This is a genomic window from Streptomyces sp. NPDC092370 (assembly GCF_044755265.1).
In the GTDB taxonomy this organism is placed as follows: Bacteria; Actinomycetota; Actinomycetes; order Streptomycetales; family Streptomycetaceae; genus Streptomyces.
Map to the genome: position 1 here is coordinate 262,651 of NZ_JBIVQO010000002.1, position 19,086 is coordinate 281,736.

Here is a 19,086-nt window from a genome sequence, read left to right on the forward strand (position 1 = left end):
GTCCCGTGTCTCGCTGGACACTGGAGGAACGGCACTCGGTCCTGCGCCCCGGCCCCAGGGCCGTCGCTCACGTGGTCCTGCGCGATCATGAACCGTTCCTGCACCACGATGGGGTCTGAGGCGGTCCGGGCGGGGTATGCCGGATCTCACCTCGACGAGCGCGACGGGAGAAGAGCCATGGCACAGCTGCGACAAGAGGTCGATCCGGATGAGGCCGGGCTGGATCCGCAGGTGCTGGGCCGCCTGGACAGGCACTTCGCCCGGCTGGTCGACGACGGGCGCCTTCCGGGCTTCCTCGTCTCCATAGCCCGGGCCGGGCGCGTCGCCCACCTCACGACGCACGGGCTGCGCGACATCGCGGCCGGGCTCCCGGTCGAGCCCGACACACTGTGGCGGGTCTACTCCATGACGAAGCCGGTCACCGCCGTCGCCGCGCTGCTGCTGGTGGAGGAGGGCCGGCTGTCGCTGGACGACCCGGTCGCCGACCATCTGCCCGCCTTCGCCGACCCGCGGGTCTACGTCAGCGGCTCCGGGGCCGACGTCGAGACCCGCCCGGCCGACGGCCCCGTACTCGTCCGGCATCTGATGACCCACACCTCGGGCCTGACCTTCGGCTTCTACCACGCCCACCCCGTCGACGCCCTGTACCGCGAGGCCCGTCTGGAGTCGTCGGTGCCGCCGGGCGCGGACCTGGCCGAGACGATCGAGGTGTACGCAAGCCTGCCGCTGCAGTTCGAGCCGGGCACCGAGTGGAACTACTCGGTGGCGAGCAACGTCCTGGGCCGGATCATCGAGGTCGTGTCCGGGCAGCCGCTCGACGCGTTCTGCGCCGAGCGGATCTTCGGGCCGCTCGGCATGACGGACGCGGGTTTCCATGTGACGGACGCGCAGGCGGCCCGGTTGTCCGAGATGTACGGGGAGAAGGAGGGCGGCGGCATCGAGCCGATCCCGGGGCTCCCGTTGCGCGGCCGTCCGCGGTTTCTGTCGGGCAGCGGCGGCATGGTGTGCTCGGCCCACGACTACCACCGCTTCATGGAGATGCTGCGCCGCCGGGGCGAACTCGAGGGCGTGCGGCTGCTCACGCCGCAGACGGTGGATCTGATGACCCGCAACCACCTGCCCGGCGGTGCCGATCTGCGGGCTTTCGGCAGCCGCCCCGCCCACGACGAACCCGGCAACGACGGTCTCGGGTTCGGCCTCAACTGCTCCGTGGTGATCGACCCGTCCCGCACCCTGGTGCCGTCCGGGCTCGGCGCCTTCAGCTGGAGCGGCGTGGCCACGACGACGTTCTGGGTGGACCCGGGCCGCGACCTGACGGTGCAGTTCATGACGCAGGTGCGGCCCAAGACCTCCCACACGGTCTTCAAGGACCTCAAGCGGATGGTGCACGAGGCCCTGTCGGACTGACGCCGGCTACCGGTCGACGCGGAACGTGAACCCGACCCCGTCACGGGCCGGTTCACGCGGCCACCCCTCGGACCGGGCGGCCGTCCCGGCGGCGCGGTTCAGGCCGGGCGGCGGGGAGCCGTCCAGGATGTGCCGGACGCCCAGCGCGAGGGTCCGCGAGACGCAGCGGGCCATCGCGCTCTCCTCGATCCGTGGACGGTGCCGCTCGCCGCGGTTCAGTGGTCAAAGGGCTCCCCCTTGTCCAGGCCGTGGGCCCGGGAGGCCTCACGGAACCGCTCCAGGCAGCGTCCCCATGGCCCGAAGACGCCGAAGTCGAGCAACTGGGGCAGCAGGGCGGCCGAGAAGTCGGCGCTGGACTCCAGGGGCAGCAGGGAGGGCAGGTTGTCGATGGCGATCAGGTCGAGCGGGGGGTCGTCGCGCAGCCGCCGTACGGGCTCGTCCCAGTCGGTGGTGTCGTCGTACACCGGGAGGACGTTGAGCGGGGAGCCGACGTCGCAGGTCACGTCGCACAGGGTGCGCAGCCGGCGGCCGGGGGTGTCGAGGTCACGCTCGCGGAGGAAGGGCGGGACGGGGGTGGTGGCGAGCACCGCGTTGACCATCACGTCGTGCCGCAGCAGAGCGGGGCGGTCCAGGTCCCGGGTCTCGGCGAGGTCCCAGCAGGTCGGATCGACGCCGGCGGCGGTGAAGGCCGCGCGGGCACCGCGGCCGCTGCGGCCCAGGGCGCCGATGACGAGGCCGGTGAACTCGCGGTCCCCGGCGGCGGGCCGCAGCGTCTCGTCCAGGTCGTCCTTGGTGGTCGGCGTCAGCGGTGACCGCAGCCGGCCCCGGTGCCGGAGCACCGCCAACGCCGCACCCAGGTAGCCGGCCCAGAAACCGAAGGCGGCGAGGCGCCGTCCGGTGTCGTCCACCAGGTACTCCAGGTCGAACAGCGCCCCGCCCCCGGCGGCGAACCGGCCCAGCAGGTCCGCCGCTCCCGGCTGGCCCTTGTACGCGTGGCCGAAGAAGATGTGTCGGTGCGTCAGCTCGGCCGGGCGGTCGGGAAGTTCCTTCAAGCCGAGCACGACGGCGTCCCTGGGCGCCGTCACCCAGGAGCCGGCGGGCGCGACACGGCAGCCGGCCGCCTCGTACTCCTCGATCGGGAAGACCCGCTGCGGGGACTCCTCCACGGTCAGTCGCACTCCGTGCCCGACGAGCCGCCGGGCGTCGTCGGGCACGATCGGAGTGCGTCGCTCGGTCGTGCGGTCCTCGTGGCGCAGCCACAGATGGAGCTCGGTCATACCAGGTGGGCCTCCGGGTGAGGCGCCGGCCGCTGAGGGCCGGCGCTCAAGGGGCGGACGTCCACGAAGCGTACGCGTCAGGAGGAGCTGACCACCGCGTCCAGGTGGGGCAGGTGGTGGTCGAGGCGTTCCCGCTTGGTGCGCAGATAGGTGATGTTGTTCTCGCACGGCGGGATCAGCAGCGGGACCTGCTCGGCGACCGTGATGCCGTGGTCCACCAGTGCCTCGCGCTTGCGCGGGTTGTTGGACATCAGGCGCACCGACCGCACGCCCAGGTCGTCCAGGATCCGGGCGGCGACACCGTAGTCACGGGCGTCGACCGGCAGGCCGAGGGCGAGGTTGGCCTCGACGGTGTCCAGACCCTCCGCCTGCAGGGCCATCGCGCGCAGCTTGGCGAGCAGGCCTATGCCGCGGCCTTCATGCCCTCTGAGGTAGACGACGATGCCCGCGCCCTCGGCGACGACCGCGCGCAGGGCGGCGTCCAGCTGGTCACCGCACTCGCAGTGCTGGGAGCCGAAGGCGTCACCGGTCAGGCACTCCGAGTGCAGCCGGATGAGGACGTCGTCCGTGCCGATCTCTCCGTAGACCAGCGCCACCTGTTCGTCACCGCGGTCGTGGTCCAGGTAGCCGACCGCCTGGAATTTCCCGTACACGGTGGGCAAGGGCGCATTCACGACGCGTTCCACGCCGGTCCGCTGCGTCGACTTCTTGCCGAGTACGCCAATTTTTTCTGTCATGATTCTCGAGTTCCTAAGCAGAGACGAAAGGCCGTGACGTTATGAGTGATCTGGTGCCGGCGGACACCACGGAAGACGTACGGACGCGGGGCGCCGGTGTCTCACGGCAGGTCGCGGTGCTTCCCGTGGGGAGCTTCGAGCAGCACGGTCCGTACCTCCCGCTGGCGACCGACACGCTCGTCGCCTGTGCCGTCGCGCGGGAGATAGCCGGCGCGTACCCGGTGCACCTCCTTCCTCCGGTGACGATCTCGTGTTCGCACGAGCACGCGGCCTGGCCGGGGACCGTGAGCATCTCCTCGGTGACCCTTCATGCGGTGGTACGGGACATTGCGGCTTCGCTGCGCCGGTCCGGGGTCGACGCCCTGGTGGTGGTCAACGGGCACGGCGGCAACTACGTGCTGGGCAACGTGGTTCAGGAATCCTCCGCCCGCGGCGAGCGGATGGCGCTCTTCCCCGCCCCGGAGGACTGGGAGGCGGCGCGCGAACGGGCGGGTGTGGTCACCTCGCTGCTCACCGACATGCATGCGGGGGAAATAGAGACCTCCGTCCTTCTGCACGCTCATCCCGAAATGCTCCGACCCGGTTATGAGACTTCCGATTTCGTCGCTGACGACCGGCGTCATCTGCTCACCCTCGGCATGTCGGGCTATACCGATTCGGGTGTCATCGGCCGTCCTTCACTGGGTTCGGCGGAAAAGGGGAAGGAACTCCTGGCGAGCCTCGCGGATTCCTTCGGGGCGTATTTCTCGATGCTGACCTCCGAGGCGTAGTCACCCTGTGGCGCCGGGGCCCCGGGGACGGCCCGGGACCCGGCCCTCAGGCCCGCGTACCAGCGGGCGACGAGCACGATCACGCCGGGCAGGCTCGCCACGAGGCTGAGCACCCCGTAGACGACCGCGACGGTGAGCCCTCGTCCGGCACCCAGGCCGGCGGCGCCGAACGCCCAGGCGGTGACGCCCTCGCGCGGTCCCCAGCCGCCGACGTTCAGCGGCAGGCCCATTGCCAGCAGAGCGAGGACCGCGAGGGGCAGCAGGACGGCCACGGAGGCGGCGGTCCCCGCGACGCGGGCGGCGAGTACGAACATCGCGACGTAACCTGCCAGCACCACCACGGAGGAGACAACCACTCCGGGCCCGTTCCGCCGCGACAGCAGCCCCTCGCGGGCTTCGACGAGGGCGGCGCGCAGCGCGCGGCCCCGGCGGGAGGGCGCCGAACGGTTCATGCGCAGGGCGAGGACGACGGCGGCCGCGCCCAGGGCGGCGAGGCCTGTGAGCAGGGCGATGTGCCGGGCCTCGGAGAGCACCGGGGACGGCATCGTCAGCAGGACGACGGCCCCCACGGCGAACAACGCGATCTGCCCGGCGGCCCGTTCGAGGACGACGGCCTTCACGCCCCGCCGCAGGTCCCCCTCGCTCTGTCCGTGCCGCACGGCCCGGTGCACATCACCGAGGACGCCGCCGGGCAGGGCCGCGTTCAGGAACAGCGCGCGGTAGTAGTCGGCGACGGCCGGGCCGAACGGCAGCCGGATCCTGAGCCCTCTGGCCACGATCGCCCATCGCCACGCGCTGAACACGGTGGTGACGATCCCGATGCCGAGCGCCAGCAGCAGCGACACACCGTCGATGCGCCGCAGCCCGTCCAGGAAGACACCGGTACCGAGCCGCCAGAACAGGACGCCCAGGATGGCGATTCCGGCGAGGGTGCCGAGGTGTGTGCGGACGCTAGAGGAGCCGAGGCGTGCCAGGGCGGAGCGGAGGGGGCCGGGCGACGGGGCTCCGCGCGTCGTCCGGCCGGGTCCGGCCGGGTGCGAGGCGACGGGCTCGCTCTCGTCGTCCGCGGCCGGGCGCGGCACGACCACCTCGGCCCGGACCGTACCCGCCGCACCGGACAGCTCGGGCGCACGGCTACCGCTGCCGGTCGCGGACGGCCGGGTGGCGGTGGGCGTGGCACGCGGACGCGTTCCCGTCGCCTGGGGACTCATGACGCTCCGCCCACCGGGCGCGACAGGGCCAGCAGGTCGATGTGGTGGACCGTCACGCGCAACTCGCCCGCGGCACAGGCCGCCAGCCGGTTGGCCAGGTAGACGTCGGCCTCGGCCCTCAGCTCGGGGCGCTCCTCCACGGCGGCGCCGACCCAGCCGCGCAGCCACTGTTCGGTGAGCGCGGCCTGCTCGGGGCCGAGCCGCCAGGGGCTCGGGTGCAGCCGTACGGTCGCGCCGTGCTCGGAGAACGCCTCGGCCGCCGCCGTGACCGCGTCGGGGCCGAGCAGGCCGTCGCGGCGCTGGTGGTCGTTGAACGCCTGGGCGATCTCCGCGTCCAGCGGGTGGGACGGGGTCAGTTCCACGCGTCCGGCGACGGACAGCGTCAGCAGGGCGGGGCAGCCGGCTCCGGCGCACGCGGCGGCGAAGGTGTCGATCTCCTCGCGGGTGAGGACGTCCAGCAAGGCGGACGCCGTGACCAGGGACGCGCCGCGCAGGGCGTCCGGGGTGAGGCGGGCGATGTCACCGCGCCGCGTCTCCACGGAGACCCGGCTGCCGTCGGCGGCCGAGCGCGGGGAGGCGACGGCGGCGAAGTGCAGCAGGTAGGGGTCGCGGTCGTGCAGCACCCAGTGCTGGGCGCCGTCGAGGCGGGGCGCGAGCCAGCGGCCCATCGAACCGGTGCCGCAGCCCAGGTCGTGGATGACGACGCCGCCCGACTTGCCCGGCAGGTTGGCGAGCCGGATCCGCAGCGGGTCGATCAGGTCGTGCGCCCGCGCGGCGGCATCGGCCGGCTCCCGCAACTCCAGCCACTCGGGTGCGTAGCGGGGCGGGTCGTCGGGGTCGGCCTCCCGCAGCTTCACGGTCGGCCGGGAGCCGGGCTTGCCGCTGGGACCGGCGCCGGGGATGACGGCACCGGGTGCCTGCCCGGGACCGGACGCGACACTGGAGCCCGGCCCGGGCCGCACGGCCTCACCGGCCGTCCCCGGCCCGGGCTTCCCGCCCGGGGGCACGGTGTTCCCGGCCTGCCCGGACCCGGGCGTGACTCCCGGCCCCGTGCCGGGAGTCACGTCGTCCGTCACCGTGACCTCCCTCGGGCCGGGCTGGACCGGGATCGTGCCGCTCTGCTGGGTCGTCACCGGGTTCGTCATGCGGCCCTCCGGGGTCCGGTCGGAAGCCGGCGCAAGACGGCCGCCAGGCTCTGTGCGGTCGTCGCCCAGCCGCCGAGGGCGGCGCGGCGGCTGCGGGCGGCGGCCTTCAGCCGGCGTCGTACGTCCACCTCACCGAACCAGCCGCGCAGTTCGGCGGCGATGGCGGCGGGGTTCTCCGGCGGGACGAGGATGCCGGGCACCCCGCCGTCGGGTGCGCGGCCGACCGCCTCCGGCAGCCCGCCGACGTCCGTGGCCAGCACCGGGATGCCCCGGGCCAGGGCCTCGGTCACCGCCATGCCGTACGTCTCGGCGTAGGAGGTGAGGACCATCAGGTCGGCGGTGGCGTAACTGGCGTCCAGCGCGGCACCGGACTTCGGCCCCGCCAGCTCCAGCCGGTCCTCCAGCCCGTGCTTGCGGATGAGGGACCGCAGATGGGCGACGTACTCCGGGTCCTGGGTCAGACCGCCGACGCACACGCAGCTCCACGGCAGGTCGGTCACCGTGGCCAGCGCCTCGACCAGCCGGTGCTGGCCCTTGCGCGGGGTCACGGCGGCCACGCACAGCAGGCGCGAGACACCGTCGGTGCCGGGCGCGAGCGGTGCGATGTCGGCGCCGGGGGCCGCGACATGGACCCGCTCGGGAGGGAGGCCGTGGTGGGCGACCAGGCGGCGGACCGCCCAGTCGCTGGTGGCGATCACCGCGGGCACCGCCCGCAGCACCGTCCGCTCCTTGGCGTCCAGTTCGGCGGCCACGGCCGCGTCGAGCCCGGTTTCGTCGCCGAGCGGGAGGTGGACGAGGACGGCCATGCGCAACCGTTCCGTCTCGGGCACGACGACCTCCGGCACGCCGCAGGCCACGAGCCCGTCGAGCAGGACCACGGCCCCGTCGGGCAGTCCGCTCAGGGTGCGGGCGAGCTCCGTGCGGGCGTCGGCCCCCGGCCGGGGCCAGTCACCGGCCACGGCGTGCTGGGTGACCTGCCAGCCGAAGCCGGGCAGATCCAGGCACACGCGCCGGTCGTAGGCGTTGCCGCCGCTGGGTGCCGCCGGGTCGTCGACGCCTCCCGGGAGCACGAAGTGCACGGTGCGCAGGGACATGGGGATGATCTCGGCGTTCTTCAGGGAGGCGTGCTGCACGGGAACATAATTCAGCCGCGCCGGTGCCGGTCCGGGCTGCCCGGGCCGTTCGATCGTCGTGTCGGTCACAACGCACGCTCGTAACTCGCCCAGGCGATGTGCGACTCGTGCAGTGTGACCGTGAGGCCCGCGATGCCCTTGGCGCCCTCGCCCAGCGCCCCCTTGCGGATGCGCTCGGCGAGCCGGTCGGCGATGACCTTGGCGAGGAACTCCGTGGAGGTGTTGACTCCGGCGAAGTCGGGCTCGTTGTCGAGGTTGCGGTAGTTCAGCTCGCTGACGACCGCGCCCAGTTCCTGGGTGGCCAGCCCGATGTCGACGACGATGTTGTCCTCGTCCAGCTGTTCGCGCCGGAACGTGGCGTCCACGAGGAACGTGGCGCCGTGGAGGCGCTGGGCCGGTCCGAAGACGTCGCCACGGAAGCTGTGAGCGATCATGATGTGATCGCGGACGGTGATGCTGAACAACGGACGACCCTCCAGGTGCGGCGCGTCTGCTCCCCGCTCCGGGTGCCGGGGATGCCGAGTAGTACGGCTCCTTGCCTTCCCTTGTTCAGCCTTCGGTACGTCTTTTCTCAGGTCAGGCGCTCTTGGCGTGGCGAAGTCGTACCGGAGGGAACGAATCGTCAGCCGACGCGCCCATCGTTCTCGTCGTAACGGACACGGTGGCACAGCGCGGGGACCTCGCCGGAGACCAGTCGGGGCAGCACCTCGGGCAGGTCCTCGAAGGCGGATTCACCGGTGATCAGGGCGTCGAGCGCGGGGTCGGCGAGCAGGTCCAGGGCGACGGCGAGCCGGTCGGCGTAGGTACGGTTCGCGCGGGCCGGGGAGACGGTGCCGACCTGGCTGCTGCGGATGACGAGCCGCCGTGAGTGGAAGGCCTCGCCGAGCGGGAGACTGACCTGCCGGTCGCCGTACCAGCTGAGTTCGAGGACGGTCCCCTCGGCGGTGAGCAGCTCGAGCGACCTGGCGAGGCCCTGTTCCGTGGCACTGGCGTGCACGACCAGGTCGCGCTCACCGTCGGCGTCCTGCGGGGTGGCGAAGCCGACGCCGAGCGCCTCGGCGATCTTCGCGCGGGACGGGTCGGCGTCGACCAACTGGACGCGGGCGCCGGGAAACCGGGCCAGGAGGGCGGCCACCGAGCAGCCGACCATGCCACCGCCGACCACGGCGATCCGGTCGCCGACCAGGGGCGCGGCGTCCCACAGGGCGTTGACGGCGGTCTCCACGGTCCCGGCGAGCACGGCCCGTTCGGCGGGGACGGTGTCCGGGACGGGGGTGACCGCGGTGGCCGGCACGACGTAGCGCGTCTGGTGCGGATAGAGGCAGAACACCGTACGTCCGGTGAGCTCCTCGGGCCCCTCCTCCACCACCCCGACGTTGAGATAGCCGTACTTCACCGGGCCCGGGAAGTCGCCCTCCTGGAACGGTGCGCGCATGGCCGTGTGCTGGCTGACGGGCACGCCACCGCGGAAGACGAGCGTCTCGGTGCCGCGGCTCACGCCGGAGAACAGCGTGCGGACCAGCACCTCGTGCTCGCCGGGCGCGGGCAGGGTGACGTCCCGGATCGCGCCTCGCCCAGGCGAGTCGATCCAGAACGCCCGTCCGGTGTGCTTCATCGAAGTCCTCCTGAACGATCGGGAAGCTGCTTGCGTACCGAGGGGTGCACAGGCCGCGCACAACGTAGCGGCGTTGATCGACTCTGTCACACGGCCGGAGGACGTTCGGTGGCCCTGAACAACACTTACGACGCGAGGCTCGTACAGCAGGAGACCGCCCTGGGGGCGGGTGTGCAGGTCCTGTTGCTGGCCCTGATCGGCACGGCGATCGGGATGGGGCCGGCGGGCTGGCTGACGGGCCTCGCGTTCGCGATCGCCACCTGGGCGGTGCTCTCGCGGGCCTTGTACCGCTCGCGGCTGCGCTCGTTCGGCGCCGCCAACCGGGTCACCCTCGGCCGGGCCACCCTCGTCGGCGGGGTCACCGCCCTGGTCGCCGACTCCTTCCAGAGTTCGCCGCCCGTGTCGCTGTTCGTCGGTCTGACGGCGGTGGCGCTGATCCTCGACGGCGTGGACGGCAAGGTCGCCCGCCGCACCGGCACCTCGACCCCGCTGGGCGCGCGTTTCGACATGGAGGTCGACGCGTTCCTGATCCTGGTGCTGAGCGTGTACGTGTCCATGCAACTGGGCCCGTGGGTGCTGCTGATCGGCGGTATGCGCTACGTCTTCGTCGCCGCGGCCAAGGTGTGGCCCTGGCTGACCGCCGCACTCCCGCCGAGCACCGCCCGCAAGACCGTCGCCGCGCTCCAGGGTGTGCTCCTGCTGCTGGCGGGCGCCGGTCTGCTGCCCCACGCGGCCAACTTCGGGGTCGCGGCTCTGGCACTGGGCCTGCTGGTGTGGTCGTTCGGGCGGGATGTGCTGTGGCTGTACCGGACCTCGCGCGTCGAGGAGCCGGTGGCCCCGCGGCAGGTGCGGGAACTGGTCGCGGGCTGACGGCGGGGACGGGGGCGGTCAGGCGTCGAACCGGCCGCGCGCCGCCTCGATCTGACCGAGGTACTCATGGGTCCAGCCGCAGATCGCGTCGACCGTGGCGCGCAGGGCCCGGCCCGGTTCGGTGAGCGTGTACTCGACCTTGGGCGGCACGGTGGGGTGCACCTTGCGGGAGACCAGGCCGTTGCGCTCCAGCATCCGCAGGTTCTGGGTCAGCATCTTGTGGCTGACTCCTTCGACCTCGTCGCGCAACGCGCTGAAGCGCAGGGTGTGTTCCCCGAGGGCCTCGATGATCAGCAGCGCCCACTTGTTGGCGACGTCCGAGAAGATCTCCCGCGCCAGGGAGTCCGCCCTGCGCAGGTCCGCGTTCTCCGGCAGGTCTCTCAACTGCTTGGTCACCATCGGGTTCCCCAGTCACGGAAAAGTGCGTTCTTCCAGGCCGGCCGCCACTCTCCTACGGTTTCCGAGTAACCGCAAGAGAGCGCGGGTTCGCGCACGACGGAAGGACATCCACGGTGACCACCATCGACGTCTACGACCACGGCATCCCGGCCGAGAACCACTTCGGCTACGCGCAGGCGATCAGGTCCGGTGATCTGATCCACGTCTCCGGGCAGCTCTCGTTCGACGAGTCGGGTGCCTTCCACCCCGAGGACGACATCGCCGCGCAGTTGGAGCAGACCTACGTCAACCTCGACAAGGTCCTGGCCCACTACGGCGCCACCCGCAACCAGGTCGTGTCCCAGACGCTGTACGTGGTGGAACTGGTGGCCCACGCCGAGGTGGTGGCGAGGGGCAACCGGGCGTACTTCGGCGCCCACCGCCCGGTCAGCACGGCCCTGGGCGTCACCGAACTGACCTTTCCCGGTCAGCTCATCGAGGTCAGCTGCGTGGTCGACACCAAGCTGCCCGCCTGAACGGACCGGTCGGCGACGCGTTCCCGCGCCCACCAGGGTCCGCTCGTACGGGTCGAGCAGCACGCCCCGGACGTCGGGGCGGGCGCCCGACGGTCCGCCCTCCGGTGAGGACTTGCCACCGGGAGCGACCAGACAGCCGGTGAGACACGGCGCGAGGACCAGGGCGGTGAGGAACCGGAGGTGGCTCTTGATGCTCTGAAAACTCACCTGCACAGGTGCCTCATCAAGCGGAACACGCCGGTCAACCGGGTGATCCACGCCAGGTCATCGCCACATCCCGTACGGAGCAGCCGATTTGACACCGGCGTGGATCACTCCCTAAACCTGACCACATGACATCCATTTTCAAAAAGGTGGGGCGGTCGTGAGGATCGCGTTCGTCGGCAAGGGCGGCAGCGGCAAGACCACGCTGTCCGCGCTCTTCTCCCGCCACCTGGCGCGCTCCGGCGCCCCGGTCCTCGCCATCGACGGCGACATCAACCAGCACCTGGCCGAGGCGCTCGGCGGCGAGGAGAAGCCCGCGCCTCCTCTGGGCGCGCACCTGCCCGACATCAAGAGGTACCTGCGGGGCACGAATGCGCGCATCACCTCACCCGAGGCGATGATCAAGACGACCCCGCCGGGCCGCGGCTCCCGCCTGCTGCGCCCGCTGGGCGAGGACGAACTGCACGCCCGGCACGTCGGCCGGGCGGGCGGTGTCCCGCTGATGGTCACGGGCGAGTTCGACGAGTCGGACCTGGGTGTGGCCTGCTACCACTCCAAGCTCGGCGCGGTCGAGCTCTACCTCGGGCACCTGCTGGACGGCCCGGGCGAGTACGTCGTGGTCGACATGACGGCGGGCGCGGACGCCTTCGCCTCGGGTCTGTTCACCCGCTTCGACATCACGTTCCTGGTGGCGGAGCCCACCCGCAAGGGCGTCTCCGTCTACCGCCAGTACCGCGACCACGCGGAACAGTTCGGCATCCGCATCGCGGTCGTCGGCAACAAGGTCACCAGTGAGGACGACCTGCTCTTCCTCAAGGAACAGGTGGGCGACGACCTGCTGACCCACCTGGTGCAGTCCCCCTGGGTCCGCGCGGCCGAGCAGGGCCGCACGGAGCCCGGCCCGGACGCGCTGGCGTCGCTGGAGCCGCACAACCGCCACGCCCTCAGGGTGCTGCGCGAGACGGTCGATTCCCACCCGCGCGACTGGGACCGGCTCCACCGCCACGCGGTCGAGTTCCATCTGCGCAACGTCCACGCCTGGGCGGACGCCCGCACGGGCGAGGACCTGGCGGCGCAGGTGGACCCGGACTACGTCCCGGGCAGCGGGGCGGACGCCTGACCGAGGAAGGCCGCCAGGGCCGTCACGAACGCCCCCGCCCCGTCCCGCCACGGAAAGTGCCCAGCCGCGCTCCGCACGACCAGCTCCGCCCGCGGGAACAACCCGGTGTACTGGTGCCGTTGGGAGCGGAGAAGGTGGGCATGGGCGCGACCTTGTCAGCAGGTGGTGTCCTGGGCAACGGGATTTCGGCCGGGCGTCAGCCGCCTCCGCCCCCTACTCGATCCCCGTGGCATCGAGCAGCCGGACCAATTCCTTGCGCCCGTACCCGAGCAGTCGGGCGCGGTCGGCGGCCATCAGCACCAAGTGCGCGACGCTCTTCGCCGCGTACCCGTTCTTGTCGTCCGCGCCGAACCCTTCGTGGGGTTTCTCGACGCCCAGACTGTTCATCACCAGCCCGTGCTCTCGTCGGACCTCGGCGACGGTACCGGCGACCGCGTCCAGCAGCGTCTTGCCGGGCCGCACACACTCCAGGGCGAAGCACCCCCGGTCGACCGGCACACACCCCTCCGGCGGACGCGCCCGCACCCCCGCGTACCCCTCGTCCCCGAACCCGGCGGCCCGGAACTCGTCGTGAACCAGGGAGAACCGGTGGACCCCGGGTGGAACCGGAGGCGGTGGAGGCGAGTACTCCCACCCGGCGTCCTCGTACAACTGCCGCTTCACCTCTTCTTCTTCGACGTGCGTCACCGTGAAGCCGTTGGCCTCGTTGCGCCCGGTCGTCGTGCCGTCGGGGTTGCGGTGGAAGTGCAGGACCATGGAGTGCTCCGATGAAGTGGTGATCACGGACGGGAGTCCCCGTCACCCGCTCGAACGGCCCGCGCAGCCGGCCCGTGCCCGCTCGTCCGCAGCACCACCCCATCGCGTGAAAACCGGCGGCGCGGGAACTGTCGGACCGGGCGGGATCGGCGGTTGTTACGCTCCTGCGGTGAGCATTCCGGGCCCCGCACAAATCCGAGCGCTGCATGAGAAGTACGCGCCCACCACCGAGGCGTTCACCCTCGTCCACACGCACTGCGAGATCGTCTGGACGATCGCCGAGCAGCTCCTGTCGGCGCCCCACCTCTCGCACCTCGACGCCGATCTGGTCCGCGCCGGCTGCCTCCTCCACGACATCGGCGTCTACCGCCTCTACGACGGCGCCGGACGCCTGGACCACCAGAACTACATCAGGCACGGCCTGCTCGGCCACGAGATCCTCGAAGCGGAGGGCTTCCCCGAAACCCTTTGCCGCTTCTGCTCCCACCACACCGGAGTGGGACTCACGCGGCACGACATCGTGAGCCGGCAACTGCCCCTGCCTCCCGCCGACTACATGGCGGTGACGGAGGAGGAGAGGCTGGTGATGTACGCGGACAAGTTCCACACCAAGTCCCGGCCGTCGGCGTTCCTCTCCCCCGACGCCTACGCCGCTCACGTTCGCCGCTTCGGCGCGGACAAGGTGACCGCCTTCCAGGCGCTGCGCACGGAGTTCGGCGATCCGGTCCTCGCGGGGCCCGTGCCGGGCTTCGGGGCGGAGACAGAGCCCACGACGGCCGCCGTTCAGGCCTAGAAGCCGGGAATCACCTGGTCCGCCACCTCGACGACGTCCTCACCGCACAGGATCCTTCTGCGTACGGTTCCGGCCTCCGCGGCCCTCTCCCTTCGCTCGTCGTGGGGACGCCCGGCGCTCGGTGTTGGGCGGGTATGTGCGTGAGTGCGGGAAGGTCACACGGAGCCGGCCGGCGCATGTGGAGGTGCGGGACGTCGGGGCCGTCGTCGCGTTCCAGCCGCGGGCGTCCGGGCGGTGGTTGCCGGCTGAACCTGTCGAGCCTCGTTGTTTCCCTCTGGTCTCCGTGCGATTCGGGCGCCTCGTCCGGTTCGCGCCCTACTCACCGTGCCGTCGGCTGCGGACCCTGGCCGCATGGGGGCTGTCGAAGAGGGGCCGCGCCGATTGCAGGTCGGCCAGTACGCGTGTCCACACTGCCGGTTGCCGCAGGATCACGTGGCGACCCTGGATCAGGACTGGGTGCTGCTGGAGCCGGGGGTGGAGGTGCCGGCGCATCTCGTGCCCGCGGAACACCGGTGGATCACTCTGTCGGACGGCCGGGTCACGGTGTACGGCGTGTGCCCGCCGGACGGAGCACAGCGCTGCCGGATCGAGCACCGACTGGCCTGCGCGCGGCAGCCGTTGCCCGATCTGTGGCCCTGGCTGACCGCCCTGCGGGGAGAGAACGCCCGGGCGGCGGAGCGGCGGTCCGACCCGGAACAGCCCCGGCCGCGGGAGGTGTGGCCGGACGCCGGGTAGGCTCGGCCCGTCCGTCCGGCCCGGGCCTCCCGGCAGGGCCACGCCGGACCCCTACTCCGGCGGGGTCGGGGTGTCGTGGGTGCGGTACATCGCCTGGACGTCCAGCTCCAGCTGGACGGTCGGGCCGACCACGGCGATGCCCCGGGCCAGCATGGAACGCCAATTGAGCGTGTAGTCCTCGCGGTGGAGTTCCGCCGTGGCGAGGGCCGCGCAGCGCAGCTCCTGCCCGTAGCCGCCGTTGACCGTGCCGAGGTACGTCGTGTCCAGGGCCACCGAGCGGCTGACGCCGTGCATCGTGAGGGAACCCTGCAGCGTCCACTTGCTGCCGCCCCGGTAGGCGAAGCGCGCGCTCGTGAAGTCTATGTGGGGGAAGCGCTCGACGTCGAGGAAGTCGGCGGACCGCAGATGGTTGTCGCGGGTGGTGTTGCCGGTGGTGATGCTGGAGGCGTCGATGCGGACGTGCACGCGGGAGTCGGTCATGTCCGGGGCTATCCGGATGCCGCCCTCGAAGCGTTCGAAGCGGCCGTGCACATGGGCCATGCCGACATGCTTGGCGATGAACCGGATGGCGGTGTGCGGCGGGTCGAAGAGCCAGGTCCCCGCCGTCGGGAGCTGGAGCGCCTCGGCGGGTTGCAGCCAGACGCGCTCGGTGGTCGTCGGGGTGCCCGGGCCCGTCTCGATCGTCTCGCGGTGCGGCCGCAGGCCCTCCGCCGAGATGAGCAGGCTGTACCGGCCGGGCGGCAGTGCCGCGAGGAAGTAGCCGTACGGGTCGGTCGTGCCGCGGACGGCGACGCGGTGGGTGTCCAGCGCGGTGACGGTGACGTCCGCGGCGGCCAGGGGCGAGCCCATCGGGTCGACGACCTCGCGGGCGACGGCACCCGCGCCGGAGGGGAGGGCGAGGCCCTCCGCTGCGGCGGGAGTGTTCTTGAGCCACCGGCGCCGGAGCAGTGCGAGGGCCATGGTGGTCACCTTTCTTCGGGTGTGCGGCCGTACGGGCGCCGATTTCGCGCATGCCGACGGCCGCACCTTGCTGCGGTCACACCCCCTTGCCGATCTTGACGGATCTCGCTGCGGTCCGGGTGTCTCAATACGAGACAGTCAGGGCCGCCCCTGGAAGGCGTCCGTGTGCTCCGCGGCCCACTGGGCGAAGGTGCGTGCCGGGCGGCCGGTGACCCGCTCGACGGTGCCGGAGACCGTGCGGCCCACCTCCGGCGTGTTCCCGTACGTCTCCCTCAGGAAGCCGATGACGTCCTCGGGCAGGCCCGCCGCCCGCCACTGCGCGAGGGCCTGTTCCTCGGTCAGTTCGACCAGGGTGATATCCCGGCCGACGGCGGCGGCGATCGTTTTCACCTTGTCCCCGACGGTGAGCACGTCGGGGCCGGTGATCACGTACTCCTGGCCGCCGTGCCCCTCCTGGGTGAGCGCCACGGCCGCGACGGCGCCGATGTCCCCCTCGTGGACCATGGCGCTGAGCCGGTCCACGAACGGCTCCCGCACCTCGCCCGAGGCGACGATCCCGTCCGCCCACTCCAGGGCGTTGGCCATGAACTCCACCGGCATCAGCACGGTCCAGTCCACGCCGTCCTCGGCACGTACCGTGTCCTCGAGGGGAGTGGGCCCGCCGCCGTGCAGCACGGTGACGCGTCGGACACCGGCCGAGCGGGCGAGCTCCAGGATCCGGGGGCCGGTCTCCAGCGGGCTGAAGGCGGCACCGCCGAAAGTGATCAGATGGAGGCCGGTGACGCCCTCGAGGGCCGGGGCCAGGCTCCCGGGCTCGGTCAGGTCGCCCTCGATGACGTCGACACCGGCCGGGAGGGCGGCCCTCGCCGCGTCGCGCGTCAAGGCCCGAACCTCGTGCCCGCGCTGGAGCAGTTCGGCGACGACCTGACGGCCGACGGTTCCGGTGGCGCCGGTGACAAGAATCCTCTGGGTCTGAGTCATGTCACGACCCTAGGAAGGCTTGCGGTCACCTTCTGTCCGCGAAACCGGACGGGTCGGGTCTGCGCTTGCGGTCGTCGGCAGGGCTGTCATCACTGCGGCGGGCGCAGCGCCGTCAGGTCGTCCGGAAGCAGCTCGGGGTGGTACGCCGCCAGAGCCGCGCCGCCCAGCCACCAGCCACGGTGGACCAGGGCACGGCAGAGGCCGGGTTCGAGGCGGTCGAACACGGTCGGGACGAGGGCGAGATGGCGGCCGTCGAAGGCCGGATTCTCGGGGAAGGCCGCGCGCCAGCGGCGCAGGGCGTCCGGGCCGCTCACCGGGAAGTCGGTGGAGAGCTGGACGAGGATGCCGCGGCGGGCCCCGCGTGGCAGCGCACCGTCCGGACCCGAGGCCCTCGCGTGCTCGAAGCGTTCGACGGCGGCACGTGTCCGCAGCGTGGTGCTCTGCCGGTACAGCAGCGAGTTCGCCCGGGCCAGGTCCCGGACCACCGGCACGCGGCCGTACACTCCGGGGCGCAGCAGCCCTCCGGCGTTGAGGACGCACAGGAAGGTGTGCCGGTAGCGGTCCGAGTCGATGGCCTCCAGGCCGGTGTTGTCGTACGTGCCGCCGTCGAGCAGGGCGGGCGGCTGGGCGGCACACGGGAAAGGTGCCTGGTCGAGAACGACGGGCGGGAACGCGCCGGGGACCGCGGCGGAGGCCGACACGGCCCGGCTCAGCCGCAGCCGCGTGCCGGCTGTGGGGGCCAGGCCGATGGTGTAGTCGCCGTACACGTCGCGTTCGAAGGTGAAGCGGGCACCGGTGGTCAGGTTGGCGGCGTTGACGATCCAGCGCACCTCCGGGTCCAGGCGCTCCAGTTCGGTCTCCCGCAGGAACCACTCGTCCAGACGCCCGGCCAGGAGGTCCGTACGGGTCGAGGGGCCGAGGGTTCGCCACAGGCCGCGGACGAGGGCGCGCTTGAGGGAGCGGGAGGAGACGCGGTCGACGACCGGCGCGATGACCAGCTCGTCGACGGCGCGGGCGGTGAAGTTCTCCCGGCGCAGCGCCGGCCAGGCGGTGGCCAGGCAGCCGTTGGCTATCGAACCGCCGGACACGGACGAGGAGTACCGCAGCCGGGAGAGCAGCCCGGTGTCGGCCAGCAGCCGCACGAAGCCCAGGGCGGCGAGGGTGGCGCGGAACCCGCCGCCGGACAGGGCGAGCGCGACCGGGTGCGCGGTGGCCGGTGGTTCTGCGGGGCGCAGGGCGTCACCGCAGGGACGCGCCGTGAGGCCGGTGCCGGCGGCGGGCGAGTCCACGGCCCACTGCGGCCCGGCGTCCGGTACGGCGCCGCCCGGGGGCGCGGGAGGGGCGGGGGCCTGCCGGGAGGTGGTCATGGCCGGTCTCCGATCGTGATGAGGAGCGCTTGGTCGGCGGGCGCCCGGACGTCGACGCCGAAGGCGCGGCCCTCGCCCAGTCGCCTCAGTTCCTCCTCGGCGAACGGGATGTGGTTGGTGAGATGGATGACGTACTCGTCGTCCGGTGCCCGGGACTCGACGAGCCAGCGCAAGGTGTCCTCGCTGGGGTGGTGGTGGCGGACGCCGTCGGCGGATATGACGTAGTGGTCGGCTCGCACCTGCTCGAAGAAGCCCGCCTCCACGTTGCGGTCGCTGCCGTGGTGCGGCAGTTTGAGCAGGTCGACGTGGAGGGGGTCCGAGTCGTCGAGCAGGCCCAGTTCGCGCAGCCCCGTCAGGACGCGGTCGCCGCGGGCGTCACCGGTGAGCAGGGCGGTGCGGCCCTCGTGGCGCAGCAGCAGGACGATGCTGGAGAGGTTCGGCACCGACCCGTCGGTGTAGCCCGCGGTGATGACGTCGGGATCGCCGCGCTCTTTCGCTTTGCGCCACCGCTCCTCCAGCTCCACCAGCGCTTCCTGGTCCGGTGCGACGACCGTGACGTCCAGGTCGTCGAGGACGGCCTCGGCGCCCTCGGTGAGCGGTCCGCCGAACGGGGCGTTGCCGTCCAGGCGCAGCGCGGTCGCCGCGGTGCGGATGTCGCGGCCCTGGTTGTAGCTCGCCCCGACCGCCGCGTCGGCGGCGGCGCGTTCGAGGAGCGGCCGGACGGAGGCGCTCAGCCCTGGGGCGCGCCGGTCGACGAGTTCCTCCACGGAGTTGAACCACAGGGCGTCCACCGCGTACGGCGGGTCTTCCCCGTCCTGCTGGGCTTGTCTCATGTCGCGGAAGAGCCGGACGAGCCCGCCGGCGTGGTCGTCGTCGACGTGGGACAGGCACACGACGTCGAGGTGCGGCCGGTCACCGCCGTCCGGTCCGCCGAGCTCCCGCAGCCGGCCGCGGAGTGTGGCCCGGTAGACGCCACCGGGACCGCCGTCGACGAGCATGACCCGCTCGTGGGGCGTGCCCCAGTGGACGAGGAAGCAGTCGCCGTGGCGCGCGTCGAGGAAATCGAAGGTGAGCATGTCCTCTCCTGGCTG

At 72.1% G+C, this 19,086-nt stretch carries 19 protein-coding genes and 2 pseudogenes; 7 read left to right on the forward strand and 14 right to left on the reverse strand.

Annotated features, from left to right (window positions below; all coding sequences use genetic code 11):
* Positions 1-177: 177 nt before the first annotated feature.
* Entirely contained in the window at positions 178-1,407 is a 1,230-nt protein-coding gene (locus ACIQHQ_RS07805) for a serine hydrolase domain-containing protein (RefSeq protein WP_402610845.1), read from the forward strand.
* A 6-nt stretch (positions 1,408-1,413) separates the two neighbouring features.
* On the opposite strand, the pseudogene ACIQHQ_RS07810 reads toward ACIQHQ_RS07805, so the two are convergent.
* The 3 genes and pseudogenes from ACIQHQ_RS07810 to ribA all read right to left on the reverse strand — a co-directional run.
* A pseudogene (locus tag ACIQHQ_RS07810) lies at positions 1,414-1,593 on the reverse strand (saccharopine dehydrogenase); the annotation flags it as partial.
* 29 nt (positions 1,594-1,622) lie between these two features.
* On the reverse strand, positions 1,623-2,684 hold the full coding sequence (locus tag ACIQHQ_RS07815; protein WP_402610846.1) for a saccharopine dehydrogenase: 1,062 nt from the start codon (positions 2,682-2,684) through the stop codon (positions 1,623-1,625).
* Between the two features lie 77 nt (positions 2,685-2,761).
* Positions 2,762-3,421 (reverse strand): GTP cyclohydrolase II, encoded by a 660-nt coding sequence (gene ribA / locus ACIQHQ_RS07820; protein WP_248501678.1) that lies wholly within the window; start codon positions 3,419-3,421, stop codon positions 2,762-2,764.
* A gap of 41 nt (positions 3,422-3,462) precedes the next feature.
* Here ribA and ACIQHQ_RS07825 point away from each other — a divergent pair, with 41 nt between their 5' ends.
* A complete protein-coding gene (locus ACIQHQ_RS07825) occupies positions 3,463-4,191 on the forward strand; it encodes a creatininase family protein (RefSeq protein WP_402610847.1) in 729 nt (242 codons plus the stop codon).
* A 143-nt stretch (positions 4,192-4,334) separates the two neighbouring features.
* Here the strand turns inward: ACIQHQ_RS07825 and ACIQHQ_RS07830 are convergent.
* From ACIQHQ_RS07830 to ACIQHQ_RS07850, 5 genes and pseudogenes are all read right to left on the reverse strand, one after another.
* A pseudogene (locus tag ACIQHQ_RS07830) lies at positions 4,335-5,402 on the reverse strand (lysylphosphatidylglycerol synthase transmembrane domain-containing protein); the annotation flags it as partial.
* A complete protein-coding gene (locus tag ACIQHQ_RS07835) occupies positions 5,399-6,547 on the reverse strand; it encodes an SAM-dependent methyltransferase (RefSeq protein WP_402610848.1) in 1,149 nt (382 codons plus the stop codon). The pseudogene ACIQHQ_RS07830 and the gene ACIQHQ_RS07835, both read right to left, overlap by 4 nt.
* Positions 6,544-7,749, reverse strand: coding sequence for a glycosyltransferase family 4 protein (locus ACIQHQ_RS07840; protein WP_402610849.1), 1,206 nt, complete (start codon positions 7,747-7,749; stop codon positions 6,544-6,546). The genes ACIQHQ_RS07835 and ACIQHQ_RS07840 overlap by 4 nt, the downstream gene beginning before the upstream one ends.
* Complete coding sequence (locus tag ACIQHQ_RS07845) at positions 7,746-8,144, reverse strand: 6-pyruvoyl trahydropterin synthase family protein (RefSeq protein WP_402610850.1); 399 nt, start codon at positions 8,142-8,144, stop codon at positions 7,746-7,748. Before ACIQHQ_RS07845 ends, ACIQHQ_RS07840 begins: the two co-directional genes overlap by 4 nt.
* Positions 8,145-8,302: 158 nt before the next feature.
* The gene (locus ACIQHQ_RS07850) at positions 8,303-9,295 is read right to left on the reverse strand and encodes a zinc-binding alcohol dehydrogenase (RefSeq protein WP_402610851.1); all 993 of its coding nucleotides are present in this window, start codon (positions 9,293-9,295) and stop codon (positions 8,303-8,305) included.
* A 108-nt stretch (positions 9,296-9,403) separates the two neighbouring features.
* On the opposite strand from ACIQHQ_RS07850, the gene ACIQHQ_RS07855 reads away from it, so the two are divergent.
* On the forward strand, positions 9,404-10,165 hold the full coding sequence (locus ACIQHQ_RS07855) for a CDP-alcohol phosphatidyltransferase family protein (RefSeq protein ID WP_402610852.1): 762 nt from the start codon (positions 9,404-9,406) through the stop codon (positions 10,163-10,165).
* Between the two features lie 18 nt (positions 10,166-10,183).
* Here the strand turns inward: ACIQHQ_RS07855 and ACIQHQ_RS07860 are convergent, their stop codons facing one another.
* Positions 10,184-10,564, reverse strand: coding sequence for a winged helix-turn-helix transcriptional regulator (locus tag ACIQHQ_RS07860; protein ID WP_402610853.1), 381 nt, complete (start codon positions 10,562-10,564; stop codon positions 10,184-10,186).
* A 113-nt stretch (positions 10,565-10,677) separates the two neighbouring features.
* On the opposite strand from ACIQHQ_RS07860, the gene ACIQHQ_RS07865 reads away from it, so the two are divergent.
* Positions 10,678-11,079 carry a RidA family protein gene (locus tag ACIQHQ_RS07865; protein WP_402610854.1) on the forward strand — a complete coding sequence of 134 codons (402 nt, stop codon included), beginning with the start codon at positions 10,678-10,680 and terminating at the stop codon, positions 11,077-11,079.
* A 364-nt stretch (positions 11,080-11,443) separates the two neighbouring features.
* The gene (locus ACIQHQ_RS07870) at positions 11,444-12,403 is read left to right on the forward strand and encodes an ATP-binding protein (RefSeq protein WP_402610855.1); all 960 of its coding nucleotides are present in this window, start codon (positions 11,444-11,446) and stop codon (positions 12,401-12,403) included.
* 213 nt (positions 12,404-12,616) lie between these two features.
* Here the strand turns inward: ACIQHQ_RS07870 and ACIQHQ_RS07875 are convergent, their stop codons facing one another.
* On the reverse strand, positions 12,617-13,159 hold the full coding sequence (locus ACIQHQ_RS07875) for a hypothetical protein (protein ID WP_402611602.1): 543 nt from the start codon (positions 13,157-13,159) through the stop codon (positions 12,617-12,619).
* Between the two features lie 169 nt (positions 13,160-13,328).
* Here ACIQHQ_RS07875 and ACIQHQ_RS07880 point away from each other — a divergent pair, with 169 nt between their 5' ends.
* Positions 13,329-13,952 (forward strand): HD domain-containing protein, encoded by a 624-nt coding sequence (locus ACIQHQ_RS07880; RefSeq protein ID WP_402610856.1) that lies wholly within the window; start codon positions 13,329-13,331, stop codon positions 13,950-13,952.
* A gap of 351 nt (positions 13,953-14,303) precedes the next feature.
* Entirely contained in the window at positions 14,304-14,687 is a 384-nt protein-coding gene (locus ACIQHQ_RS07885) for a DUF6083 domain-containing protein (protein WP_402610857.1), read from the forward strand.
* Between the two features lie 51 nt (positions 14,688-14,738).
* Here the strand turns inward: ACIQHQ_RS07885 and ACIQHQ_RS07890 are convergent, their stop codons facing one another.
* The 4 genes from ACIQHQ_RS07890 to ACIQHQ_RS07905 form a co-directional block, all read right to left on the reverse strand.
* Positions 14,739-15,647: a YceI family protein gene (locus tag ACIQHQ_RS07890; protein ID WP_402610858.1), complete on the reverse strand. Its 909-nt coding sequence runs from the start codon at positions 15,645-15,647 to the stop codon at positions 14,739-14,741.
* Between the two features lie 138 nt (positions 15,648-15,785).
* Positions 15,786-16,628, reverse strand: a complete 843-nt coding sequence (locus ACIQHQ_RS07895) for an NAD(P)H-binding protein (RefSeq protein ID WP_402610859.1) — start codon at positions 16,626-16,628, stop codon at positions 15,786-15,788.
* Between the two features lie 89 nt (positions 16,629-16,717).
* Positions 16,718-17,995: a patatin-like phospholipase family protein gene (locus ACIQHQ_RS07900; RefSeq protein WP_402610860.1), complete on the reverse strand. Its 1,278-nt coding sequence runs from the start codon at positions 17,993-17,995 to the stop codon at positions 16,718-16,720.
* Entirely contained in the window at positions 17,992-19,071 is a 1,080-nt protein-coding gene (locus ACIQHQ_RS07905) for a ComEC/Rec2 family competence protein (protein WP_402610861.1), read from the reverse strand. Before ACIQHQ_RS07905 ends, ACIQHQ_RS07900 begins: the two co-directional genes overlap by 4 nt.
* Positions 19,072-19,086 lie beyond the last annotated feature (15 nt).